Consider the following 24,334-nt stretch of genomic DNA (forward strand, 5'->3'; position numbering starts at 1 on the left):
TTTATAATATTGATTAATTTGGAGACTGTAAGATTGTAAACAGTCTCTTTTTTTGTGAAAATAAAGCTGGAAACATACTACGTATGCAAAGGGGAATTAGCAATGAATCAAGAAGTTTCACAGCTATTAAAACAAATTGATTTACGAAAAGACGAGCTACTAGAACTTACAAAAGCTTTAATTCGCTTTGAAACACCAGCACCACCAGCAAGAAATACAAATGAGGCGCAAGAATTTGTGGCAGAGTTTCTAAAAAAACGAAATTTTAGTATTGATAAATGGGATGTATATCCGAATGATCCGAATGTTGTTGGAGTGAAAAAAGGGACAGCAAGTGAGTCACATAAAAGTCTCATTATTAATGGGCATATAGATGTTGCAGAAGTATCAAAGGACGAGCCGTGGGAAACAAATCCGTTTGAGCCGTTTATAACAGATGGTTGGTTAGTTGGGAGAGGCGCGGCAGATATGAAAGGTGGACTAGCTGGAGCCTTATTTGCTATTCGGCTTTTAGAAGAAGCGGGGATTGAATTACCTGGGGATTTAATTTTTCAATCGGTAATTGGCGAAGAAGTAGGAGAAGCGGGGGACACTTCAATGTTGTAAGCGTGGTTATGATGCTGATTTTGCAGTAGTAGTGGATACGAGTGATTTACATATGCAAGGACAGGGCGGCGTAATTACTGGATGGATTACTGTGAAAAGCCCGCAAACGTTTCATGATGCAACACGTAGACAAATGATCCATGCTGGAGGACGTCTATTTGGAGCGAGTGCGATTGAGAAAATGATGAAAATTGTGCAAAGCTTACAAGAATTAGAGCGTCATTGGGCAGTCATGAAAACATATGAAGGCTATCCATCTGGAACAACTACAATTAATCCAGCTGTTATTGAAGGAGGACGTCATGCGGCATTTATTGCGGATGAGTGCCGATTGTGGATAACCGTACATTTTTATCCAAATGAAACGCATGAACAAATAATAGAAGAAATAGAAGAGTATTTAGGAAAAGTGGCAGCAGCAGATCCATGGTTAAGCGAGAACCCACCACAATTTAAGTGGGGCGGAGAATCAATGATTGTGGATCGTGGCGAAATTTTTCCTTCTTTAGAAGTAGATAGCGAACATGTTGCTGTAAAAACTCTAAGTTCAGTACATGAATCTATTTTATCTAAAAATGCAATTTTAGATATGTCAGCAACGGTAACTGATGGCGGTTGGTTTAGTGAGTTCCACATTCCAGCGATTATTTATGGACCAGGCACACTAGAAGAAGCACACTCTGTAAATGAGAAAGTTGAAGTGGAGCAGTTAATTGAATTTACAAAAGTAATTACTGCTTTTATATATGAATGGTGTCATACGAGAAAATAAGAAAATAGTTTGATTTTTGAATCGTGCGAGTGAGTATGCTTGTACGATTTTTTTGTAACTATTTCAGAGGTGGATAAATTCAATATCTGAAATAGCTTGTTATGCTGTTTATGTTCTTCGTTTGACTTCAATTAATTTCTCTTTAGCTAATTCAACGGCAATGGCATCATCTAAATAGCCAATTGGAAAAAGATAATCGGGGATAATGTCTGTTGATAAAATGAAATATAGTAAGGCACCCCCAATAATTGCACGTTCTTCGTTTGAAATGGTTTCTGTACAAAATTGTTGGTACATACTTGTTAATTGTTCAATGAAAGGGCCGGCACTATCAATTTGTTCTAGTTTACTTTTGAAACTCTCGTGAATACGTTTTTCGCCTTCAGTAGTTTGAGCATAGCGCTCGTAATTTTCAAGTTCTTGTTTCACACGAGTTGTTGTGTACTCGAAGTCGAATAGGTTAGAGGATTGTAATGTTTGCTGAATTGTATCGAGAGATGTGTACATATCTGCTTTTTCCTTATTTATGTGTGGAGAGTCAGGATACATTTCATCAAGTAATAATTGCGGTGGAACTTGTAGACATTTTGCGAATTTTTGTAAATGGTTTTGCTTCGGTTGTTGTTTGCCATTAATTATTCTTGAAATTGTTGCAGGATCAATATTTGTCAGTGTTCCTAGTTGGCGCATAGATAGAGCGCGCTCCTTTAACAGTTTCTTTATTAATTTACCGAGCCGCTCATTTGGATTTTCCTTGGGCATAATGTAGGCACTCCTTTTCTAGTGTTTATCGTTGAAAAAATGTTGAGCATTTATTACAAGTATATGAAACAGACAGGCACAGTTGCTCAACATTTTCATAATATGCATTGAAAAGTGAGAAAGGGGTGACTGTACGATGAGTACAGCGGGTTTATTTTCAATTTTTTTAATCGGGATTGCGTCTAATTTAGATAATGCAGGTGTTGGGATTGCATATGGCATTCGTAAAATTCGAATTTCGTGGTTCAATAATTTTATCATCGCATTTTTTGGATTTTCATTTACTTTACTAGCTGGATTTTTTGGGAATTGGATCGCATTATTTATTTCAGAGTTCACAGCAAACCTTATTGGAGCAATTGTTTTAGGAATAATTGGGGTGTGTATTTTATGTCAGCCTTTCTTGAGTCAAAAAGATACCGTAGGATCTAAAGATAGTAGTGTACTTATGGGGGTTTTACGTGATCCAGAAAAAGCAGATTTTGATGGTTCTAAAACAATTAGTTTTTCGGAAGCAATTGTTTTAGGAGTTGCATTATCCATAAATAATATTGCAGGTGGATTTGATGCTGGAGTAACAAATTTAAATCTTTGGCTTACGGCATGTATTTCTGGGATTTTTAGTTTTATTTGTATTAGCGGTTTTACGTATGTGGGTAAAAGATTTTTAGCTGAATACTTAGGGAAATGGGCAACTATAATTGCAGGTGTGTTAGTAATTCTTATTGGAATTGATCAATTGTTGTAAGAAGGATAGAGAAAACAGTATTCGAGTATTTCCTTGGAAATACACTAAGAAATTGCATATATCGACGTGAAATCTTTTCACGGTAATGAAAGGTTGTAAGTATTATACAAATCTTTGTGTGTAAAAAGCTTTAAAAAAGTAAAAGCACCTGTATAGGTGCTTTTTAGCGTATATCTTCAATTAGTTGTTCGCATTCTTCATCATGCATACTGTACTCACTTAAAACTTGAATACAAAGCCATTTCAGTTCTTCAATACTATGCTCAAGTTCTTCGGGAAGTACATGATAAATGTCTTCAAGTCCCATTCCGAAATGAATAAGTTCTAGTACTTGATCATCGATGTTCCGATCCATTAATAGTTCAAGCACTTCTAAATTGAATATGTATCGGTGAGCTTCATCGAGTGAAACAACTTTTAGTTTCAAACTTTCTACAATACTCAATATGAAAAGAAGAATTGTTTTTTCGAGAACAGGTTGTTTCTCCATTTGAAATATGAGTTTCATCTTTTACACCTCCACATACAGCGCTAGGTTGTACTATATTATTCAGGAGGGGGGAGCAAATATGCATAATAAAGAGAACTTTTATTACTGTTTTTTTGAATTGTGTTGATGCCTAGTAGAACGGACTTTTTCGTGAAATAAAAAATCCTGCCAATATAGCAGGATAACTTCTAAATTAAAACATACTCCAACCTTCTTGGGCAGAAAGTAATTCGAGAATTTTAAAACCAGCGATACTATTTCCGTTTGCATCTAAAGCTGGTCCGAAAATACCGATTCCCATTTCGCCTTTTACGCAGCCGAAAATGCCGCCCGCTACACCACTTTTTGCAGGGATTCCAACACGAATTGCAAATTCACCAGATTCATTATACATCCCGCAAGTAACCATAAATGTTTTACAGATTTTCGTAATATGTTTAGGGATGATCTGTTTCTTTTTATATGGATCATATCCATCCATTGCAAAAATTAAGCCAATACGTGCTAAATCGATACAGTTTACTTCAACTGCACATTGACGAGTGTATAAATCCATAAGTTCTTCAATATCACAATCGATAATTCCGTTTTGTTTCATATAGTAACAAAGTGAACGGTTTAAGTAAGCAGTCTCTAATTCTGAATTAGCAACTGTAGAAGAATAATTAATAGTAGGATTATCTGTTATTTCACGTACAAAATGAAGAATATGCTCCATTTTTTCTTCGTTATCTTTTCCTGCTAACATGCTTGTAATAGCTAGTGCTCCTGCATTAATCATTGGATTAAGAGGTTTGGAAGGACTTGTCGTTTCTAACTTAATAATAGAATTGAAAGGGTCACCGGTTGGCTCCATTCCAACTTTAGAAAATACATATTCTTCACCACGATCTAAAAGGGCAAGTGCAAGTGTAATTACTTTGGAAATACTTTGAAGAGTAAATAGTGTTTGTGAGTTGCCAGCATGGACATATTCTTTCTCTTTATGGAAAATGGCAATACCTAAATCATCTGGATTTGCATTGCCTAGTTCGGGGATATAAGTAGCAAGCTTTCCTTTTTTCGTATATGGTGTTACTTGTTCTAACAACTGTTGTAAGTTGTTTGTTTTAATGCACTGCATAGTACCAACGCTCCTATTTCGAATTAACTTAGTTTACTTTTCCCGATATGCTCGGAAATAAATAATAACATGAAAAAGTGGAATGATAAAACGAAAGTTATCTGTGCTATAATTAGTTTTTTTGCCTGTATATTTTGTATTCAATAAGGAGAATTTTCCTTTTATATAACAGTTTGGAAATAGAAAACTTATCCATAAAAAGTTCGGAAATAAAAACTACACATCTATACAACTATATGTTATTATGGTTATGTAATAGAAAGCGTTTTCTAAAGCGTACTTATAATGATAACGATTTCATAAATTTGATAGGGGGAATTAAAATGTTGCAGTTTTTACAACGTATTGGTAAAGCGTTAATGCTTCCAATCGCAGTACTACCAGCAGCAGGATTATTGCTTCGTTTAGGGCAACCAGATGTATTTAATATTCCTGTTATGGCACAGGCCGGCGCAGCGGTTTTTGATAATTTAGCACTTATTTTTGCAATTGGTATTGCAATAGGTCTTTCAGTTGATGGTAGTGGTGCAGCAGGTCTTGCAGGTGCAATTGGTTATCTTGTTATGAAAAACAGTATTGATGCACTTAGTAAGGGATATTCTACTGCAGAATTACAAGATAAATTAGGTAAAGTCCAAGATTTAATAGGCAATAGCGCGAATGTAGATCCATCTAAGCTTGCAGATACAATGACACAAGTATCTAAGGCAGCCGAATTATCGACTAAAGTGGATATGAAAGTTTTAGGTGGTATTATTGTCGGTGTTATAGCAGGGTTCCTTTATAATAAATTCCATAAAATTAAACTTCCAGAATGGTTAGGTTTCTTTGCTGGAAAACGTTTCGTTCCGATTGTTACATCGGTTGTGATGCTAATATTAGGAATTCTATTCGCACAAATTTGGCCGGCAATTCAAAATGGTATTGATGCACTGGCTCATGGAATTGTTAATTTAGGTGCAGTTGGTTCAGGTCTATTTGGTTTATTAAACCGTCTATTAATCCCAATTGGTTTACACCATGTAATGAACACATACTTCTGGTTCGTATTTGGTGACTTTACAAATGCAGCAGGTAATGTTGTAAATGGTGATATCGCTCGCTTCCTTGCAGGGGATAAAACAGCAGGTATGTTTATGACTGGTTTCTTCCCAGTTATGATGTTCGGTTTACCAGCAGCTTGTTTCGCAATGATTGCAGCTGCTAAACCAGAAAAACGTAAAATGGTTACAGGGATGTTAGGTGGTCTAGCATTAACTTCATTCTTAACTGGTATTACAGAACCTATTGAATTCTCATTCATGTTCTTATCACCATTATTATATGGTATTCATGCCGTGTTAACAGGTATTTCTTTATTCGTAACAACATCACTTGGCATTCACGATGGTTTCACATTTAGTGCCGGTGCAATTGATTACTTCTTAAACTTTGGTATTGCAACAAAACCAGTGTTACTAGCTGGAATCGGTTTAATTTACGCAGCAATTTACTTTGTAGTATTCTACTTCTTAATTAAGAAGTTCGACTTAAAAACTCCTGGTCGTGAAGATGATGATGATGAGTTAGTTGAAGATGGAGACGCACCAGTTGCAGGTTCAATTGGTGAAACTTATGTAGCTGCTTTAGGTGGAAAAGACAATTTAACAGTTATTGATAACTGTGCAACGCGTCTACGCTTACAAGTGAAAGATGCAGGTTTAGTAAATGAGCCGGCATTAAAACGCGCAGGTGCAAAAGGTGTTATGAAATTAAGTAATACAAGTGTACAAGTTATCGTAGGCACAAACGTTGAATCTGTTGCCGATGATATGAAAAAACACGTGTAAATAGTTAGATAAGAGGATATCCAAAAAGATTGATAACAACAGTCTTTTACAGGATATCCTCTTTTTTTGTTAATTTTTTAAAGGGAATCTTACTTTTATAAATTTTCTTTTTCTTTTTTGAACATATAGGTTGGTAATATGTTCGGTGCGTGATACAGTAGTGATGACATAAAATGGAGTGTCCATAATCTGCGAAAATGATTTGAAATAAGTCTTGTGTAGATGAATTAAATTATCGGTAAATAAGGGGAAAAAGGTAATCATGGATCAGGAAAAAAATACTGTTAATGAGAAAGCAAATCTGTCGATTGTATACATAAAAAGAACAATCATTCTAGCCCTACTACTGTCACTTGTATATTTCATGTATACAAAAATTGTTGCGCATAATAAAAAAGAGGAAACTTTAAAAGCAGCAGCAGAAATGAAGAAGCAAGAAGAGATAAAAAAGAAAGAAGAAATGAAAAGGCAAGAAGCTGAAAAACAAAGAAAACAAAAAGAACAGGAAGAACAGATAAAACAGGCGCAAGTTATAGAGAAACCTGCTGAAGGACCGCCTCAAGAAATTAATGAAAACGCTCAATTGGATCAATATTTACAAAACGCAGGATTTAGTGGGACAGCTGTTATTGTGAAGAACGGAAAAGTTCTTTTGAATAAAGGATACGGTATGGCGAACAAAGAGAAGCAAGTACCGAATAATTCAGAAACAACCTTTTATATTGGCTCTATTTCAAAGGCATTTGTAGCGACCGCTATTATGCAATTGAAAGATCAGAATAAATTACAAGTAGAAGATACAGTAGCGAAGTATATCCCAGATTTTCCTCAAGGTAATAGCATTCAGCTAAAACATTTATTAACACATACATCAGGAATTCCTGAATATGAGCAGGGAACAGAAGATATCTCTCATGAAGAACTGATAAAGCGGATAGGGAATCAAAAGCGTATTGGCGGTCCAGGAGAGAAATGGAAGTATTCCGATTCGAACTACTCTATACTTGCTTACATTGCTGAGAAGGTAAGTGGACAACCATTAGAAGAATATATTAAACAACATATTTTTGCTACTGCTGGTATGAAGCATTCTGGTTTTGGTAAAGCGTTAGAGCAAACAAGGTTCCCATCAACAGGTTATAAAATAGTGAATAACAACATGACAACACCTAACATTCCGAGCATGTCACAACTATATGGTTGTGGTGATATATATACAAGCGCACATGATTTATATTTATTTAATGAAGCGCTATTCTCAGGAAAATTAATTTCAAAAGAGAGTTATGATCAAATGTTTACAGCCGTGAAAAAGGATTACGGATTTGGCTGGTATGTAGATCCAGGCAGTTATTCAAATCACGGTGTAATGCCAGGTTGGAATTGCTTAAATGGATTTAGTAAAAATGGTAGTGTATATGTTGTGTTATTATCTAACATTCAAAACAACATCAAATCATTTGGTAAAGTGAATAACGACATTTATACAATGTTACGAAATATAGAAGTGTAAAAGACTGTCCTTTTGGATAGTCTTTTTTGCATTGAGGAAATATATGTGCGGTGCGATAATGAAATAAATGGAAAAGGGGGAGGTTTATGAGTATACATAAGCATCATGCACGCAATGCGAAACGAACTTTGTTTATAGCTATCATTGTATGGATTATCGTTGTAATTGGATTAGTTATGGAATATAAAAAAGGAACAATATTCACTTCAGATAAAGAAATCCTGAAATTAATAGGTATTTTGCTACCAGCGTTTGGATTACTAATATATAGTTTTATAGAAAAACGAAGAGCAAAAATGCTTAAACAGGACAATTGTAATATAGGGAGCTCTAGATTATTTGAACAACAAAAGTTCGTTGTTCGTAGAGAGGTAGGGGTATTTCAAGTAATAACGTACTTTGGATTAGATGGCAAGGCAGTAGGGTTTTTAAAAGAAGAGTATAATTCCGTTATTCAAAGTATATGGAAAGGTGCACTTTCTTTTCTTTTTAAGGGACTACATAAGCAACAATTTTATTTATATAATCAATCGGGAGAAAGATTGCTGCGTGTTCAAAAGAAGATGGGCGTGCGTAACTTCTATATATTTTATAGTATAAATGGAAAGAAAATTGGAGAGTTGAAACAAGTACTAAGTTTAACAAAATGGGAATGGATATTTTTAGAGATGAATGGTAAGGAAATTGGTAAAGTGACTGGGGACTTTTCAGCAACAATGCAGAAAATAGACTGGCAAGATGGAACACATATTGATGTGAAAGAAGATGGTATTCCGTTAGAAGCTGCAAAATATTTTTCGGCAAGTGGTGGATCCCTTGTTACAGCTTCTATATCCGAACAAGCAGAATTATCAAGAGCGGTATATTACGGCGTAGCTGCCATTGTGACAATTAAAAATTAAAGATTAGCAAAGAGATAGATGGGAAACCATCTATCTTTTTTTATGCTCTGAAACAATTATTTCTTTTAGAAAATGTATGCCTTACCTATCACAAAAAAAGCCTGCTTTGTATAAATTAAGATGTATGGATGTAAATTTTTATACTTTAAAAATAATAGGAGGAGAAGCATATGTGTCTGTTCAGAAAATATTGGCATAAATTATCCCGACTGTTTAATAGACAATTAGGCTATTTTTTAGATGACAAGTTACTGCCTGCTGTGGAACGACTTTTATTTTCGCAAAACTTCGCGAGATTTATTCAAAGAAATTCTAAGCAAGCTACGGAAGAGTTTATAGAATCAAGTCAATTTCAATCTATTATTTGTAACATTTTAAAAGAATGCAATACATCACCTTTTAAGGAAATTGCAAAGCAATATTTAGGTAAAAACGTAGAAATTACTGTGACAGTTGGACAGTTAACAGGTGTTATTGTAGCAGTTGGTGACGATTTCTTAACGCTGCAAGAAGGAATAGGAACTGAAGTTTTATTACCATTTACAAGTATTATATCAATGAAAGAAGTGTAAGAAAGGAGACTTATATATGTTATTTACTGATGAATTGCGTAACCATGTTGGTGAATTAGTGCAAGTTGTGACAGCTGTTGAAATTGTTGCAGGTATTCTTTTATCTGTGACGGATGGGGCAGTAAGTGTTCGTACATCACCTTCTTATGGACCACCTGAAGATGTACTCGTGCGTATTCCTATTATTGCTTATGTTCGCTTGGAAGGGTAAGAGTGATACAAGTATGAGAATATCAGTTGTTATTCCAGCGCATAATGAAGCAAGTACTTTATCACAAGTTTTAGTAGAAGTGGAGAAGCTGAAGCCGTATGAAATTATTGTAGTAGATAATGGATCGACAGATGGAACGAAGGAAGTCGCATTACAGCATAGTTGCCATGTAATTTATTATAAACATTCTTTTGGCAATGATGTAGGAAGGGCAATTGGAGCTAGAGAAGCAAAAGGTGAAATTGTATTGTTTTTAGATGGTGACATCGTTATTGAGAGTAAAGAGCTACAACGTTTCGTGAAAGGAGTTCAGCAAGGGCATCAAATTGTTGTGAATAATTTAACATGGTCTGTTTATTTAAAGATGAGACCACACTATACGACAGTTGGGAAATTCATGTTGAATCGTTATTTGAATAAAAAAGAGCTTGTTGTTGGTTCTTTAATCGCAATTCCACATGCGATGAATCGGGATGTTATTGAGAATCTTGGGTGGTGGAATTTAGCAGATCCAGCACTATTTCAAGCGATGGCGATGTCTAGAGGAGTAGATATTGCCGATATGGCTTCGGTCGATGTAATTCACACGAATAAGGTTCGTCCTGTGCATACGGGTACATCACCTGGTTCTCCTTATCCGAAAGCGACTAGTCGTATTATGGGTGATCATTTGCGTGCTTTGCAATACGTAATCGAAACATATGGTAAACGCGGCGGTTTTTCGGAGGGAAACAGGGATAGAGAGTTTATAGGGAAGTATAAACCAGTTTTATTACAAAAGGAAAAAGCGAAATACAGTGCGATTATACCAGTATCAGAAGAAAAAATGACTATAAGATCTGTTATACAAGAAGTGAAAAAAGCAGGTATAGATGAAATTATAGTTGTTGCGAATGGAGCGGATGCGGAGACAATTAAACAAGCAAAACTAGAGAATGTTATTGTCCTTGAATTTTCAAAAGCACTTGGGCACAATGTGGCAAGAGCAATAGGAGCCATGCATGCTACGGCTGATATTTATTTATTTTTAGATGGTGATTTTGTGATTGGTGCGAAAGACCTAGTTCCATTTTTACGTGCTGTAGAAGATGGAAATGATGTTGCGTTAAATGACTTGCAATGTTTATTGGATATGTTTCATCCTACAGATCCAATTAGTATGGGGAAATATTTCGTGAATTTGGTAGCAAAACGACCAGACTTATGGAACAACTCATTAACGGCAGTACCACATGCTATGCATAAAAAAGTAATAGAGAAGATTGGATACGAGGCCCTCGTTATTCCACCGTTAGCTCAAATGAAAGCTATTTTAGCTGATTTTTCTATAAGCGCAATAGATTTTGTTGATGTTATAAAACCGAACCGTATACGTCCAGAACAACACGGGTTTGTAAACGGACGAATTCCTGCATTTGATCGTATTTTCGGAGATCAGCTTGAGGCGATTGCTTATTTATTACAGCATACGAATGAGCGCGGGAGTTTTACGGATGGAGAAAGGGATAGAGATATAATACTACAATTGAGAAGGGAAGAAGAGAATATAGATGAATGCTAGTAGTAAAGTAACCATTATTGGATTAGGATATGTTGGCCTTCCTTTAGCGGTCCTTTTTGCAGAAAAAGGACATGCTGTACTTGGATTAGATAAGGATACTAGGAAAATAGAATCAATTATAAAAGGAGAAAGTTATATTCCTGATGTGTCTTCTAAAGTATTACAAGGCTTAATAAACGAAAGAAAATTAATAGTGAATACACCAGATAAAGGTGTTGCAGATTTTAAGCATAGCGATTATGTCATTGTGACCGTGCCAACCCCAATTAATGAGCAGAAAGAACCAGATTTAAGTGCCCTCATTTCAGCCTCTTATTATATACAACAAAACCTTCAAAAAGGACAAACCTTCATTTTTGAAAGCTCCACATATCCAGGTACACTGGAGGAAGTTATCATTCCGATTATTTCTCAAACAGGTAAAAAGGTAGGAGAAGATTATTATATTGGCTATTCACCAGAGCGAATTGACCCAGCAAATAGTCAGTATTCAGTCGAAACAATTCCAAAAGTTATTAGTGGACAAACCGAGCAGTGTAAACAAAAAGTACAGGATTTGTATAGCACTATATTTGATGTAGTTGTTCCCGTTAGCTCCCCGAAAGTAGCAGAGATGTGTAAGCTATTTGAAAATATTCAGCGCTTAGTTAATATTTCATTAGTAAATGAGTTAAATATACTTTGTGAAAGTTTGAATATTAATTTTTATGAGGCACTTGAAGCAGCATCTACAAAACCGTTTGGATTTACTCCGTATTGGCCAGGACCAGGAATAGGGGGACATTGTATTCCGGTAGACCCTTTATATTTCCAATGGAGAATAAAAAAGAGTGGAGCAATTAGTCAATTAATTGAGGCGGCACATGTAATTAATGAAGAAATGCCAGAGAAAATAATTGGGAAAGTAAAAGGTACGGTGCAATCACCCGCAACGGTTTTAATTGTAGGGATTGCGTATAAGAAAGATGTAAATGATTTGAGAGAATCACCAGCGTTGCCAATTGTTCAATTATTAATAAAAGAAGGATACAAGATAGAATATCATGATCCGTATATTTCTACAGCGGAAATTGGAGATACACTATATCAATCTGTTCCATTAGATGAACAAAGAATTAAACAAGCAGATTGCATTTTAATTGTAACGGATCACTCTAGTATCGATTGGAATCTTTTTAAAGGGATTGAGCGATTAATAGATACACGTGGAATCGTAAAGAAGGTGAGTGTATGAGTAAAAAATGTTTAATTACAGGTGGAGCAGGATTTATTGGTTCGCATTTAGCTGAAGAGTTGGTGAAAAGAGGTTATGAAGTTACTATTGTTGATAACTTCTATAAAGGAAAAAATAAATATCATAATGAGTTAATGAAAGAGCTCCGGGTTATTCCAATAAGCGTTTTAGATAAAAATTCAATTTATGAATTAGTAAATCAACATGATGTGGTGTTTCATTTAGCTGCAATTTTGGGAGTCAAAACTACAATGGAAAAAAGTGTAGAGCTTATTGAAACAAATTTCGATGGAACGAGAAATATTTTACAAGCAGCGTTAAAAGGGAAGAAGAAAGTAGTATTTGCATCTACTTCTGAAGTATATGGAAAGGGAGAGCCGCCATTCTCTGAAGAAGGAGATCGTTTATACGGTGCAACTTCCAAAATACGTTGGAGTTATGCAATTTGTAAAACGTTAGAGGAAACATTATGTTTAGGGTACGCATTAGAAGGCTTACCTGTAACGATTGTTCGTTATTTTAATATTTATGGTCCAAGAGCGAAAGATGGTCCATACGCAGGAGTAATTCCACGATTTATTCGTGCGGCTTTGCAAGGTGACGATATTCTCGTATATGGAGATGGGAAGCAGACACGTTGCTTTACGTATGTAAGTGATGCGGTCGAGGCAACAATTCTTGCAATGGATGAGAAGGTAAATGGTGAAATTATTAATATAGGTTCTGAGAATGAAAAAAATATAAGGGAAGTAGCGGAAGATATAAAAAAATTAACGAAGTCTGTTTCCAAAATTGTGCACGTTCCATTTGAGGAAGTATATCCACATGGATTTGAAGAAATTCCAAATCGAAAACCAGATGTAACGAAATTAAGAGAACTTGTTCAGTTTCAAGCGAAAGTAACGTGGGAACAAGGATTGAAAGAAACTATTAAGTGGTTTCGTGAAGAAAACAATGGCTAAGTCGTTATCAGTTATTATTCCCGTATGTAATGAAGTGGATACGATTTCAGACGTGGTTCAATCGGTAAAAGCACTAAACCCAGTAGAGATTATTGTAGTAGCAAATGGGTGTAATGATGGTACAGAAGCGATTGCTGAGAGCTTAGGATGTACAGTAATCCAGCATAAAGAGTCACTTGGTAACGATGTTGGACGCGCAGTTGGTGCAAAACATGCGATAGGTGATGTATTACTGTTTGTAGATGGTGATTTTGCTATTCGAACTTCACAATTGCAATTATTTCTTAATCCAATTTTATATGATCAGGCTGATGTAGTTTTAAATAATTTAGACGCATTATTTTTAAAGAAACAAAAACCACATTCTATTACAGTATGGCGCCAAATATTAAATGCAATGTTAGAGCGTGAAGAATTAAAAATTGATTCTTTACTATCTGTACCTCATGCGCTGACGAAGGAAGTTGTGCAAAATATTGGATACGAATGTTTTGTTAATCCTATTGTGGCTCATCTACGCCTAGCACAAAGTAAATGGAGAATTAGCCGTCATTGTGCGATTGATGTTATTACTCCGAATAAATTTCGCCCACTCGAGCATGCTGCATACGGCACGAATCTTGCTCATTCCGAAAAACGAATGATAGGCGATCATATAGAAGCTGTAGCAGAGAGGATATTAGGCAGTGATACGCGCGGGGGATATTGCGATGGAAATAGGAAAAGAGATAGTGTCTACCATACTCTAAATTTTGAAGACTTTTATCAAGGATGGGGCATTACATCTAATTTGTATAAAGGACAGCAATTATCGGTTATTATTCCTGTGCAAAATGAAGAGATGACGATTGGAAAGATTATAGAAGAGCTTCGCAAAATTGAACCATTGGAAATCATTGTTGTTGTAAATGGTTCGTCCGATAAAACGGCAACAATTGCAAAAGACAAGGGAGCAACAACAATTGTGTATAAAGAAGCACTTGGAAACGATGTGGGGCGTTCACTTGGAACTTATTTTGCAAAAGGAGAAATTGTTTTATTTATAGACGGTGATTTTGTTATCCCAGCTAGTGAGCTATATCCCTTTGCAAAAGCTATTGCAGATGGAACGGATGTCGCATTAAATGATTTAAATCATTATTTAGATTTGAGAGTACCACTTCATCTTGTAACAGCATTTAAATATGCATTAAATTTAGCTTGTGATAGAAAAGATTTAGGAGTAGGCTCTCTTATTGCGGTTCCTAATGCGTTTAGTCGTACTTGTTTGAAGGAAATAGGGTATAAATCATTATTGTCACCTTGTGTAGCACAAGTGAAAGCTGTACTTTCAGGTTTTGAAATCGCTTGTGTAAGTCGTATCGATGTTGATAAGATGAACCGTATTCGTCCCAGTGAACATTTCGCAAAAATAGGTCATCCTCCAGCTGTCCTTCGAATTATTGGTGATCATATAGAAGGATTAGAGCAATTAATTGCATTAACAAACAGTCGTGGTGGATTTTATGATGGAAATAGAAAAAGAGATGTTTTATAGTGGTAACAAAAAAAGTGTACAACGTATGTACACTTTTTTGCTCTGTTATAAAAACTATAACAGATTAGGAGATAAGAGTATTACAGCTCTACAATGGGTATCGTTCTTATATTACAAAATAGGACTCGTATATAAGGGTACCAAAAAAATACAATTAAAGAAAGGTTTAGTTATAAAGACTTTTACATGAAGTTAACACTACGGGTGTAGTAGTTTGCTCAACATTTCACAAACATGTCACAACTATTTCGTCCACCTCCGAAAAAAAGTAGTATTCTAAGTGTGTAAGCTGTTATATAAAAAAACGCAGTCCTGTACTAATCAAAAATGGAGGAGATTAGGATGACTCAAGTATTAGAAAATGTAAAAAACGCGTGGGAAAACTTTAAAGGTGAAAAATGGAAAGCAGAGATTGATGTTCGCGATTTCATTTTAAATAATGTAAACGTTTACGAGGGAGAAGACTCTTTCTTAGCGGAAGCAACTGAAGCAACGAAAAAACTTTGGGATCAAGTAATGGATTTAACAACAAAGGAACGTGAAAACGGTGGCGTTCTTGATATGGATACAAAAATTGTTTCTTCTATTACATCACATGAACCAGGATATTTAAATAAAGATATTGAAAAAGTGGTCGGTTTCCAAACTGATAAACCATTTAAACGTTCTTTACAACCATATGGTGGTATTCGTATGGCGGAACAAGCTTGTGAAGCGTATGGATATGAAATGGATAAAGAACTTAGCAAGATTTTCAGAGACTGGCGTAAAACTCATAATCAAGGTGTATTTGATGCATACACACCAGAAATGAAAGCGGCTCGTAAATCAGGTGTTATTACTGGTCTTCCAGATGCATATGGACGTGGACGTATTATCGGTGACTATCGCCGCGTAGCGCTATATGGTATAGATCATTTAATTGAAGCGAAAAAAGCTGATTATAATTTAACTGGCGGTGTAATGAGCGAAGATACAATGCGTTTACGCGAAGAATTATCTGAGCAAATGCGTGCACTTCAAGAGTTAAAACAGATGGCTGCTTCTCATGGATTCGATATTTCTAAGCCAGCTACAAATGCACAAGAGGCCTTCCAATGGTTATACTTTGCTTATCTTGCAGCAATTAAAGAGCAAAACGGGGCAGCAATGAGCCTTGGACGTACATCTACATTCCTAGATATTTACATTGAAAGAGATTTAGCAAATGGTACTTTAACAGAAGAAAAAGCACAAGAAATTGTTGACCATTTCATTATGAAATTACGTCTTGTGAAATTTGCAAGAACACCTGATTATAATGAACTATTCTCTGGAGATCCAACTTGGGTAACTGAATCTATCGGTGGTATGGCGTTAGACGGTCGTCCGTTAGTAACAAAAAACTCATTCCGTTTCTTGCATACATTAGATAATTTAGGACCAGCACCAGAACCAAACTTAACAGTTCTTTGGTCTAAACAATTACCGAAAAACTTTAAAAACTACTGTGCAAAAATGTCTATTAAAACATCAGCAATTCAATACGAAAATGATGACATTATGCGTCCTGACTACGGTGATGACTACGGTATTGCTTGTTGTGTATCAGCAATGAGAATTGGTAAACAAATGCAGTTCTTCGGAGCACGTGCAAACTTAGCGAAAGCATTACTATATGCGGTTAACGGTGGTAAAGATGAAAAGTCAAAAGCACAAGTTGGTCCTGAATACGCACCAATTACTTCTGAAGTATTAGATTATGAAGAAGTTATGCGTAAATTCGATATGACAATGGAATGGTTAGCTGGTCTATACTTAAATACATTAAATGTAATTCACTATATGCACGATAAATATAGCTATGAACGTATTGAAATGGCACTTCATGATACAAATGTTCTTCGTACAATGGCAACAGGTATCGCTGGATTATCTGTAGTAGCAGACTCTTTAAGTGCAATTAAATACGCAAAAGTAAAACCAATTCGTGATGAAAATGGTATTGCAGTTGATTTCGAAATTGAGGGAGATTTCCCTAAATACGGTAACAATGATGATCGTGTAGATGAAATCGCAGTAAATCTTGTGAAAACATTTATGAACAAGATTCGTAAACATAAAACATACCGTAATTCTGTTCATACAATGTCAATCTTAACAATCACATCTAACGTTGTATACGGTAAGAAAACTGGTAACACTCCAGATGGACGTCGTACTGGAGAACCATTTGCACCGGGCGCAAACCCAATGCATGGCCGTGATACAAAAGGTGCATTAGCGTCATTATTATCTGTAGCTAAATTACCATATGAAGATGCACAAGATGGTATTTCAAATACATTCTCTATTATTCCAAAAGCACTTGGTAAAGAAGATGATGTACAAGTACGCAACTTAGTATCTATGCTTGATGGATATGCAATAAAACAAGGACACCACTTAAATATTAACGTATTTAACCGTGAAACATTAATGGATGCAATGGAGCACCCTGAAAAATATCCACAATTAACAATTCGTGTATCTGGTTACGCTGTTAACTTTATTAAATTAACTCGTGAACAACAAATTGATGTAATTAACCGTACAATGCATGAAAGTATGTAAGTGAAAAAAGTGTTCCTCCGCTTTTAATATATAGCGGAGGGAGGCTGTTTCAATAAAGGAGGAAGTAACATGGTAAAAGGAAGAATACATTCTGTAGAGTCTTGCGGTACTGTTGATGGCCCAGGGATTCGTTATGTCATATTTACACAAGGGTGTTTATTACGTTGTCAATATTGTCATAATGCTGATACGTGGGAAATCGGTAAAGGTAAAGAAATAACAGTTGAAGAAGTGATGCAGGATGTGACATGTTACCTTCCATTTATTGAAGCTTCTGGAGGCGGTATAACAGTTAGCGGTGGAGAGCCACTATTACAGCTAGACTTCTTAATTGAGTTGTTTAAAAAGTGCAAAGAAGCTGGTATCCATACAACAATCGATTCTTCGGGCGGTTGTTATTCTGAAGAACCAGAATTCCAAAATAAGCTAGATATTTTAATGGATTATACAGATTTAGTTTTATTAGATTTGAAGCATATTGATTCAAAGAAACATCGTAAATTAACAGGGAAACCAAATGAACACATTTTACAATTTGCTCGTTATTTATCGGATAGAAAGAAACTAATTTGGGTAAGACATGTATTGGTTCCCGGTGTTACCGATGGTGAAGAGGATCTGCAAAAATTATCAAACTTTATTCAAAGTCTATCTAATGTTAAGAAAGTGGAAGTGTTACCATATCATAAACTCGGTGTTTATAAATGGGAGGCACTTGGACATAAGTATCCACTTGCGGATGTGAATCCACCGACAGAAGAAAATGTTGAGCATGCAAAACATATTTTAAAAGCAGTCTAATCCAAATATTGGATTAGGCTTTTTGTTTCTTTACCCCGCTATTTGTGGGAGCCCTGCTGCCCGTAAACCCCCACTGATTATTAGCCTTCACTTTATAATAAAATCTAGAGTATATATTTAGAAAAGAGTATACTGAAGAGAGAATATCCATATTTTTGTAAAGGATAGGCGGAGAAATTTACATAATTGTAAAGGGAAAACAAAATAGTAAAAAGAATTAAGAAGTAAAAGAGTGAGTATCATGAAATATAGAACATTTGTAAGTTATTGCGAAAGCCCTTATAGGAAAGTATAATATAAAGATATGAGCACAGATAGGATTAAGGGGTCAATCTTATATGCTTTGCATATCCACGACAGGTACATAGCTAACAGGGGAATATTGGAATCCGAGTATGTAATGTTTAAGGAAAATGTTTTTCCTATTGTCGTATATGCAATATGGAGAAACAAAAAGCTAGGAGTGGATTTGTTTGATAAAAAACCCCAAGGTTTTAATATTAACTGCACATTACGGTAACGGTCATGTGCAAGTAGCGAAAACATTAGAACAAACCTTTCGTCAAAAAGGAATCAAAGATGTAATTGTATGCGACTTGTTCGGAGAATCACATCCAGTTATAACCGATATTACAAAATATTTATATTTAAAAAGCTATACGGTAGGAAAAGAATTATATCGTTTGTTTTATTATGGTGTAGAGAAAATTTATGATAAAAAAATAGCATCTTGGTATGCGAATTTTGGAAGAAAGCGTTTGAAGACGCTATTACAGGTGGAGAAACCGGATATTGTTATTAATACCTTTCCAATCATCGCTGTACCAGAATTGAAAAAGCAAATAGGTATTTCTATTCCTGTTTATAACGTATTAACGGATTTTTGTGTGCATAAAATATGGATCCATCGAGAAGTAGATCGTTATTTTGTAGCAACCGATCATGTGAAAAAAGTGATGGTTGATATCGGTGTACCTGCAGAGCAAATTGTTGAAACAGGGATTCCGATTCGCAGCAGTTTTGAGCTAAAGATAAATCCAGCAATTATATATAATAAATATCAGTTATGTAAGGATAAAAAGATGTTACTAATTGTAGCAGGTGCTCATGGTGTGCTAGGGAGTGTAAAAGAGCTATGCCAGTCATTTATGTCAGTACCAAACTTACAAGTAGTTGTCGTTTGTGGGAAAAACGAAGCTTTAAAGCAGGATTTAATGGAACTACAGGAACAAAGTTCTGATGCTTTAAAAGTATTTGGTTATGTTGAAAACATTGATGAGTTGTTCCGTGTTACTTCTTGTATGATTACGAAGCCAGGTGGTATTACATTAAGCGAAGCAGCAGCATTACAAGTACCTGTCATTTTATATAAACCTGTCCCAGGACAAGAGAATGAAAATGCGTTGTATTTTGAAAAAAAAGGGGCTGCAGTTGTCATTCGTGATGATAGTGAAGTTTTTGCAAAAACAGAGGCGTTATTACAAGATGATATGAAGCTTCTTCAAATGAAAGAAGCAATGAAAAGTATTTATCGTCCTGAGCCAGCTGGTCATATTGTGGATACAATTTTGGCAGAAAATCATGCAGAGCCGAATCATATACCTATTAAATCACCAGCTCTTGCCGAATCTTTTACTTAATATGAAACCCCTCTTTTAAGCATTTAAAGAGGGTTTTTTTATTGTTGTAAAAAAAGTAAACGTGAATTATTAACTTATCCACAAGGTATTGCGCTTCTATTAGACAGTAAAGTCGGAATATTAACAACTATATCCACATAGTCCACAATTTTTAGAAAATTATCCACAATTCTCACGTTTAGAATTCATTTAAATAGATGAATTCGTAAAATACTTTTGGAATTTATGCACAATTCTACGATTTTTGTGGATAAAGTTGTCCACAAAAAAGATTCCTTATTTATAAGGAACCTTTTTTGCTAATCTATTGGAAGATCTTATGTAATGAAACTGAATAATTAGGGGGGAAACCTTCTAATTATTCAGTTTCACTTTAAATGCTTTTTGAGCGATAGCCCGCTGCACGATCTGCTTTTCGAAATTCTCGTTGATAGAGAACTTCTTGTGTACTAGATAATGTGTTTTTTGCTTTATCACGTTTCTTTTTATCCATTACAAATCACCTCGTGTCCTAAAGTCACTATCTATCGTTTCCAAAGACATGGGGTGATATACATATATGTCAAATTAGTAATGATTAATTATTATTTCTGAATTTTTAGATTACGCTTCTTTTAATTGGTGTGCTTCTTGGAATGTTGTATCTCGCATTGTTGCAAGTGTATATTGATCTTTTGGAATTTCATATAAATTATATACTTCTTCATGCGCGTTAATTTCATCATAAACAGCTTTTCTTGTTTCGTTTGCTAGATTTACATATTGTAGTTTTTCGGCAGCCTTAATAGACCGGATATTTATTTTACGAATACGCATAAAAATCGTTTCAATATCTAATTCGTAGAAAAGTTCGCTAAAAAATGAATCTTTCGCTAATTTATTATATCCTTTGCCATGATAGGGTTTGCCAAGCCAGGTTCCGAGGAATCCGGCTTTTTCTTGCACATCAAATAAAGTAATTGTACCGATAGGGTTACCCCATTCATCTAAAATTGTGCGTGAGATTAATTCTCCACGCTCTTCGGCTTCAATTGTTTGTTTCGTTAAAAATAAATATTCTTCATAAGAATAAGCCTTTTGACGCACAAAAGGGAAGACAGCTGGATCCACCATTAACTCGTATAGAACGTGGCTGTCGTGTAAGTCGCGTTTTTTCAACACACTAACTCCTCCTCACACGAGGGTAGCATGACGAAAAAACACCCACCCTCGAAATTTTTATATCAATCTTTAAAAAATTTCGGGGTGGGAATCGAACCCACTAGAACCAGTTTATAACGCTGGTGGCGCACCATTTGCCTTCCCCATTCATCAATTTGAAAATGATAATCACGACACAAATTGATTATGGTTTCATTCAGTTTATAATCGTATAATACTTTATCTAGTCAAAAAAATAAACTAGTTTTTTTTATTTTTTTTGTAAATTATTTTTCCGTCAATCATGGTGAGTACAGGCTTGGCTAAATAATGGAAAGGATGGTGAGTCCATAACACGAGATCAGCATCTTTTCCAACTTCAATGCTTCCAATTCTATTCTCTAAACGTAAATTACGAGCTGGAAAAATAGTTATTCCTTCCAAGGCCGTTTTTTCATCTAATCCTTCTCGAACAGCGATAGCGGCACAAACATTTAAATATTGAATGGGTGTATAAGGGTGATCTGTTGTAATAGAAACTTCTATGCCACTTTTAGATAATATATGATAAGTATCCCATGTTTTGTTTTTAAGCTCGATTTTCGAACGTCGTGTAAGGGTCGGACCAACTGAAATCTTTAAATTATGTTTCGAAAGTTCCTCAACAATAAAGTGTCCTTCTGTACAATGTTCAATACGTAAATCAAGATTGAATTCTGTCGCAAAGCGTAAAGCTGAAGTGATATCATCTGCGCGGTGAGCGTGGATACGTACTGGTATTTCTCGGCGGAGTGCTTTTAAAATAGGGAGCATTCGAAAATCAGCTTCATGCCCGTAGTGTTGTGCGTCATAGAATGTTTCACGAAGTAACCCCATAATTCCCATACGTGTTATTGATTCTTTTGTGCCGTTGCTATGGACCTTTTTAGGGTTTTCTCCAAAGGCAATTTTTAAACCAGCGGGTTCCTGAATAATCATATGATCAATACAAGTTCCAGCAGTTTTTATTACACAAGTAGTACCGCCGATAATATTTTGGCTTCCGGGCATAACGTGAACAGTCGTAACCCCATTTTGTACAGCGTCTTGAAATGCAATATCAAAAGGATGGATCCCGTCTAAAGAACGGATATGTGGTGTTGAAACTTCAGATGTTTCATTTGCATCATTACCAGCCCAACCAGTGCCTTCGTCATAGAGACCAAGATGAGTATGCACATCAATAAATCCAGGTAAAAGATGAAGAGCTCGTGCGTCTATAACAGTCATATCTTGAGTAGGCTTAATATAAGGTTTGACCTCGGTGATTCGTTCTCCTGTAACCAGTACATCTCCTTGAAATTTTGGAGAGGTAATAGGATATACGATGGCTTGTTTGAGCAATGTTTTCATAGGTACCTCATTTCTGTTACTTTGTAATATTTAGTGTAAGTTAAGACAAAGTAACTGAAAGGTTGTTCGTGTAGTAATGCTCCGGAGTTTAGAAAGTGAGAAGTTTTGAAGGAGATAAACTACCCGTAAAACTATTTTAGAAGTACTACATTGTATGCAAGAGTATATTTTGTAATGCATGGTTAACTGTAGGAAATGTGTATCGATATCCATGTTCAATCGCTTTATTGGGTAATACATGTTGCCCTTCTAATACAAGTATACTCATCTCACCGAGTAAAGCGCGCAGTACAAATGAAGGAACAGGTAACCAATGAGGTCGCTTAGTTATAGTGGCAATAATTTCACCGAACTCTTTCATCCGTATTGGCGTTGGCGCTGTAATATTAAAAGGTCCGTCAATTTCTTTTTTGTGAATGATGAAATCAATCATGCGAACGACATCGTCTATATGAATCCATGATAACCATTGGTTTCCAGATCCAATTGTCCCCCCAATATATAATTGATAGGGAAGTAGCATTTTTGGAAGAGCTCCTCCGTCTGCACCTAATACGACTCCAAATCTTGAGTAGATTGTTCTTATTCCAAGAGAACGTGCTTTAGATGCTTCTTGCTCCCATAAAAATACTGTTTCTGCTAAAAAATCATTTCCGGGAGTTTCTTGTTGCTCAGTAAAAGACTCTGTTTCAGATGTTCCATAGTATCCAATAGCGCTTGCGTTAATAAATGTGTGTGGTTTTGTTGCGAGTGCTTGTAATTGTTTCATGAGTCCTTTTGTTGTTTGAATCCTACTGTTTAAAATTGTTTCTTTTTGTTTCTTTGTCCATCTACTATTAATAGACTCTCCAGATAGATTAATAACTACATCGATAGAGGAGAGGGGGAAGGTCTGTAAATCCGGTGTCCACTGTACGTATTGAAGGTTAGTATGTGAAGTTTCAGCAGTTTTTTTTCGAGTAAGAATGTAAACAGTATACCCCTTTTGAATAAAAAAATTAGAAAGGTATTTGCCGATAAAGCCAGAGCCACCAGAAATTGCGATTTTCACAATCATTTCCTCCTCATTATATATATTCTTGAAAAGCAAAAACGTTCCTTGACTATGTTAAAATAATAGAGAGGTGAGAGTATGACTGTCATTACAAAAATAGAAGTGCAAAAACGCTCGAAAGAACGATTTAATATTTATATTGATAAAGGTCAAGGTGAAGAGTACGGATTTAGTGTGAATCAATCAATCTTAATGAAACATGGGTTACAAAAAGGCTTAGAAATTGATGAAGTAGCGTTAGGGAATATTTTGTACAATGAAGAGGTACAAAAAGCATATTTACAAGCAATTTCCTATTTATCCTATCAAATGAGAACAAAACAAGAAATAGAAGATTTCTTACGAAAAAAAGAAGTGGGACAGGCCATCATCTCTGAAGTCATTTCGAAATTATTACATGATCGATATATTAATGATAAAGAGTACGCTATTTCATACGTGCGAACGCAAAGTAATGTGAATCAAAAAGGTCCAACTGTTATTAGGAGAGGGCTATTAAGTAAAGGTGTTCAGGATTTAATCATTACACATAGTTTACAAGAGTATCCAAAGGAGAAGCAAATTGAGAATGCTTTGTTTCTTATAGAAAAGAAAAAAAAATCTTATCAAAAGCATTCATTTTTACAAATGAAACAAAAATTAGAAGAAATGCTTGTTCGTAAAGGGTATTCTAGAGAGGTAATTCAAATTTGTCTGGAAGAATTGAAAGACGAAAAAGATGACGAACAGCAACAAGAAGCGTTACACTATCATGGGAATAAATATTATGAGAAATATAAGAAGTATGATGGTTGGACATTCGAAAATAAGGTGAAGCAAGCGTTATATCGAAAAGGATTCTCTATTGATGAGATAGATATATTTTTACAAATGAAACGTGAAGAGGGATGAGG

At 35.4% G+C, this 24,334-nt stretch carries 22 protein-coding genes and 1 pseudogene; 16 read left to right on the top strand and 7 right to left on the bottom strand.

Features of this window, described 5'->3' with window-relative positions; all coding sequences use genetic code 11:
* Window positions 1-102 precede the first annotated feature (102 nt).
* Window positions 103-1,378 (top strand): annotated as a pseudogene (locus tag MHB76_RS02375) (acetylornithine deacetylase).
* A gap of 108 nt (window positions 1,379-1,486) precedes the next feature.
* Here MHB76_RS02375 and MHB76_RS02380 read toward each other — a convergent pair.
* Window positions 1,487-2,140 (bottom strand): helix-turn-helix domain-containing protein, encoded by a 654-nt coding sequence (locus tag MHB76_RS02380; protein ID WP_002159397.1) that lies wholly within the window; start codon window positions 2,138-2,140, stop codon window positions 1,487-1,489.
* Between the two features lie 136 nt (window positions 2,141-2,276).
* On the opposite strand from MHB76_RS02380, the gene MHB76_RS02385 reads away from it, so the two are divergent.
* On the top strand, window positions 2,277-2,888 hold the full coding sequence (locus tag MHB76_RS02385) for a manganese efflux pump (RefSeq protein WP_078173502.1): 612 nt from the start codon (window positions 2,277-2,279) through the stop codon (window positions 2,886-2,888).
* A gap of 163 nt (window positions 2,889-3,051) precedes the next feature.
* Here MHB76_RS02385 and MHB76_RS02390 read toward each other — a convergent pair whose 3' ends face one another.
* Together MHB76_RS02390 and glsA are read right to left on the bottom strand one after the other, a co-directional pair.
* Window positions 3,052-3,396, bottom strand: a complete 345-nt coding sequence (locus MHB76_RS02390; protein WP_002159395.1) for a DUF3969 family protein — start codon at window positions 3,394-3,396, stop codon at window positions 3,052-3,054.
* A 175-nt stretch (window positions 3,397-3,571) separates the two neighbouring features.
* A complete protein-coding gene (glsA, locus tag MHB76_RS02395; RefSeq protein WP_002159394.1) occupies window positions 3,572-4,501 on the bottom strand; it encodes a glutaminase A in 930 nt (309 codons plus the stop codon).
* Between the two features lie 323 nt (window positions 4,502-4,824).
* Between glsA and nagE the strand changes: the two genes are divergently transcribed.
* The 13 genes from nagE (at window position 4,825) to MHB76_RS02460 (ending at window position 19,855) form a co-directional block, all read left to right on the top strand.
* Window positions 4,825-6,330, top strand: coding sequence for an N-acetylglucosamine-specific PTS transporter subunit IIBC (nagE, locus tag MHB76_RS02400; protein ID WP_002159393.1), 1,506 nt, complete (start codon window positions 4,825-4,827; stop codon window positions 6,328-6,330).
* A gap of 262 nt (window positions 6,331-6,592) precedes the next feature.
* On the top strand, window positions 6,593-7,843 hold the full coding sequence (locus tag MHB76_RS02405) for a serine hydrolase domain-containing protein (protein ID WP_078173500.1): 1,251 nt from the start codon (window positions 6,593-6,595) through the stop codon (window positions 7,841-7,843).
* Between the two features lie 86 nt (window positions 7,844-7,929).
* Window positions 7,930-8,745 (top strand): hypothetical protein, encoded by an 816-nt coding sequence (locus MHB76_RS02410; RefSeq protein WP_002201859.1) that lies wholly within the window; start codon window positions 7,930-7,932, stop codon window positions 8,743-8,745.
* A gap of 170 nt (window positions 8,746-8,915) precedes the next feature.
* On the top strand, window positions 8,916-9,317 hold the full coding sequence (locus tag MHB76_RS02415) for a hypothetical protein (RefSeq protein WP_016103463.1): 402 nt from the start codon (window positions 8,916-8,918) through the stop codon (window positions 9,315-9,317).
* Window positions 9,318-9,333: 16 nt separating this feature from the next.
* The gene (locus MHB76_RS02420; RefSeq protein ID WP_002029614.1) at window positions 9,334-9,528 is read left to right on the top strand and encodes a hypothetical protein; all 195 of its coding nucleotides are present in this window, start codon (window positions 9,334-9,336) and stop codon (window positions 9,526-9,528) included.
* Window positions 9,529-9,541: 13 nt separating this feature from the next.
* Window positions 9,542-11,089 (top strand): glycosyltransferase family 2 protein, encoded by a 1,548-nt coding sequence (locus MHB76_RS02425; RefSeq protein ID WP_078173499.1) that lies wholly within the window; start codon window positions 9,542-9,544, stop codon window positions 11,087-11,089.
* Window positions 11,079-12,323, top strand: a complete 1,245-nt coding sequence (locus MHB76_RS02430) for a nucleotide sugar dehydrogenase (protein WP_078173498.1) — start codon at window positions 11,079-11,081, stop codon at window positions 12,321-12,323. The genes MHB76_RS02425 and MHB76_RS02430 overlap by 11 nt, the downstream gene beginning before the upstream one ends.
* Window positions 12,320-13,285 (top strand): NAD-dependent epimerase/dehydratase family protein, encoded by a 966-nt coding sequence (locus tag MHB76_RS02435; protein WP_078173497.1) that lies wholly within the window; start codon window positions 12,320-12,322, stop codon window positions 13,283-13,285. The genes MHB76_RS02430 and MHB76_RS02435 overlap by 4 nt, the downstream gene beginning before the upstream one ends.
* Entirely contained in the window at window positions 13,278-14,822 is a 1,545-nt protein-coding gene (locus MHB76_RS02440) for a glycosyltransferase family 2 protein (protein ID WP_078173564.1), read from the top strand. Before MHB76_RS02435 ends, MHB76_RS02440 begins: the two co-directional genes overlap by 8 nt.
* The gene (locus tag MHB76_RS02445; RefSeq protein WP_002159385.1) at window positions 14,791-15,012 is read left to right on the top strand and encodes a hypothetical protein; all 222 of its coding nucleotides are present in this window, start codon (window positions 14,791-14,793) and stop codon (window positions 15,010-15,012) included. Before MHB76_RS02440 ends, MHB76_RS02445 begins: the two co-directional genes overlap by 32 nt.
* A gap of 152 nt (window positions 15,013-15,164) precedes the next feature.
* Window positions 15,165-17,414: a formate C-acetyltransferase gene (gene pflB / locus MHB76_RS02450; protein ID WP_078173496.1), complete on the top strand. Its 2,250-nt coding sequence runs from the start codon at window positions 15,165-15,167 to the stop codon at window positions 17,412-17,414.
* Between the two features lie 69 nt (window positions 17,415-17,483).
* Complete coding sequence (gene pflA / locus MHB76_RS02455; RefSeq protein WP_002159384.1) at window positions 17,484-18,215, top strand: pyruvate formate-lyase-activating protein; 732 nt, start codon at window positions 17,484-17,486, stop codon at window positions 18,213-18,215.
* Window positions 18,216-18,688: 473 nt separating this feature from the next.
* Window positions 18,689-19,855 carry a diglucosyl diacylglycerol synthase gene (locus tag MHB76_RS02460; RefSeq protein ID WP_002113823.1) on the top strand — a complete coding sequence of 389 codons (1,167 nt, stop codon included), beginning with the start codon at window positions 18,689-18,691 and terminating at the stop codon, window positions 19,853-19,855.
* A 373-nt stretch (window positions 19,856-20,228) separates the two neighbouring features.
* Here MHB76_RS02460 and MHB76_RS02465 read toward each other — a convergent pair whose 3' ends face one another.
* From MHB76_RS02465 to MHB76_RS02480, 4 genes are all read right to left on the bottom strand, one after another.
* Window positions 20,229-20,348: a YfhE family protein gene (locus MHB76_RS02465; RefSeq protein ID WP_000358484.1), complete on the bottom strand. Its 120-nt coding sequence runs from the start codon at window positions 20,346-20,348 to the stop codon at window positions 20,229-20,231.
* 110 nt (window positions 20,349-20,458) lie between these two features.
* Complete coding sequence (locus MHB76_RS02470) at window positions 20,459-21,016, bottom strand: GNAT family N-acetyltransferase (protein ID WP_002091129.1); 558 nt, start codon at window positions 21,014-21,016, stop codon at window positions 20,459-20,461.
* Between the two features lie 240 nt (window positions 21,017-21,256).
* Window positions 21,257-22,387 carry an amidohydrolase gene (locus MHB76_RS02475; RefSeq protein ID WP_002113826.1) on the bottom strand — a complete coding sequence of 377 codons (1,131 nt, stop codon included), beginning with the start codon at window positions 22,385-22,387 and terminating at the stop codon, window positions 21,257-21,259.
* 145 nt (window positions 22,388-22,532) lie between these two features.
* Window positions 22,533-23,438 carry a TIGR01777 family oxidoreductase gene (locus tag MHB76_RS02480; protein ID WP_199709159.1) on the bottom strand — a complete coding sequence of 302 codons (906 nt, stop codon included), beginning with the start codon at window positions 23,436-23,438 and terminating at the stop codon, window positions 22,533-22,535.
* Between the two features lie 81 nt (window positions 23,439-23,519).
* On the opposite strand from MHB76_RS02480, the gene recX reads away from it, so the two are divergent.
* Window positions 23,520-24,332 (top strand): recombination regulator RecX, encoded by an 813-nt coding sequence (recX, locus tag MHB76_RS02485; RefSeq protein WP_078173494.1) that lies wholly within the window; start codon window positions 23,520-23,522, stop codon window positions 24,330-24,332.
* Window positions 24,333-24,334 lie beyond the last annotated feature (2 nt).

It is taken from the genome of Bacillus sp. FSL M7-1345, assembly GCF_038006985.1.
Classification (GTDB): Bacteria; Bacillota; Bacilli; order Bacillales; family Bacillaceae_G; genus Bacillus_A; species Bacillus_A cereus_U.

Bases quoted from the DNA above. Each gene is read 5' to 3' on its own strand.
- MHB76_RS02380 (WP_002159397.1), bottom strand. From the start codon at position 2,140: ATGCCCAAGGAAAATCCAAATGAGCGGCTCGGTAAATTAATAAAGAAA.
- MHB76_RS02385 (WP_078173502.1), top strand. From the start codon at position 2,277: ATGAGTACAGCGGGTTTATTTTCAATTTTTTTAATCGGGATTGCGTCT.
- MHB76_RS02390 (WP_002159395.1), bottom strand. From the start codon at position 3,396: ATGAAACTCATATTTCAAATGGAGAAACAACCTGTTCTCGAAAAAACA.
- glsA (WP_002159394.1), bottom strand. From the start codon at position 4,501: ATGCAGTGCATTAAAACAAACAACTTACAACAGTTGTTAGAACAAGTA.
- nagE (WP_002159393.1), top strand. From the start codon at position 4,825: ATGTTGCAGTTTTTACAACGTATTGGTAAAGCGTTAATGCTTCCAATC.
- MHB76_RS02405 (WP_078173500.1), top strand. From the start codon at position 6,593: ATGGATCAGGAAAAAAATACTGTTAATGAGAAAGCAAATCTGTCGATT.
- MHB76_RS02410 (WP_002201859.1), top strand. From the start codon at position 7,930: ATGAGTATACATAAGCATCATGCACGCAATGCGAAACGAACTTTGTTT.
- MHB76_RS02415 (WP_016103463.1), top strand. From the start codon at position 8,916: ATGTGTCTGTTCAGAAAATATTGGCATAAATTATCCCGACTGTTTAAT.
- MHB76_RS02420 (WP_002029614.1), top strand. From the start codon at position 9,334: ATGTTATTTACTGATGAATTGCGTAACCATGTTGGTGAATTAGTGCAA.
- MHB76_RS02425 (WP_078173499.1), top strand. From the start codon at position 9,542: ATGAGAATATCAGTTGTTATTCCAGCGCATAATGAAGCAAGTACTTTA.
- MHB76_RS02430 (WP_078173498.1), top strand. From the start codon at position 11,079: ATGAATGCTAGTAGTAAAGTAACCATTATTGGATTAGGATATGTTGGC.
- MHB76_RS02435 (WP_078173497.1), top strand. From the start codon at position 12,320: ATGAGTAAAAAATGTTTAATTACAGGTGGAGCAGGATTTATTGGTTCG.
- MHB76_RS02440 (WP_078173564.1), top strand. From the start codon at position 13,278: ATGGCTAAGTCGTTATCAGTTATTATTCCCGTATGTAATGAAGTGGAT.
- MHB76_RS02445 (WP_002159385.1), top strand. From the start codon at position 14,791: ATGATGGAAATAGAAAAAGAGATGTTTTATAGTGGTAACAAAAAAAGT.
- pflB (WP_078173496.1), top strand. From the start codon at position 15,165: ATGACTCAAGTATTAGAAAATGTAAAAAACGCGTGGGAAAACTTTAAA.
- pflA (WP_002159384.1), top strand. From the start codon at position 17,484: ATGGTAAAAGGAAGAATACATTCTGTAGAGTCTTGCGGTACTGTTGAT.
- MHB76_RS02465 (WP_000358484.1), bottom strand. From the start codon at position 20,348: ATGGATAAAAAGAAACGTGATAAAGCAAAAAACACATTATCTAGTACA.
- MHB76_RS02475 (WP_002113826.1), bottom strand. From the start codon at position 22,387: ATGAAAACATTGCTCAAACAAGCCATCGTATATCCTATTACCTCTCCA.
- recX (WP_078173494.1), top strand. From the start codon at position 23,520: ATGACTGTCATTACAAAAATAGAAGTGCAAAAACGCTCGAAAGAACGA.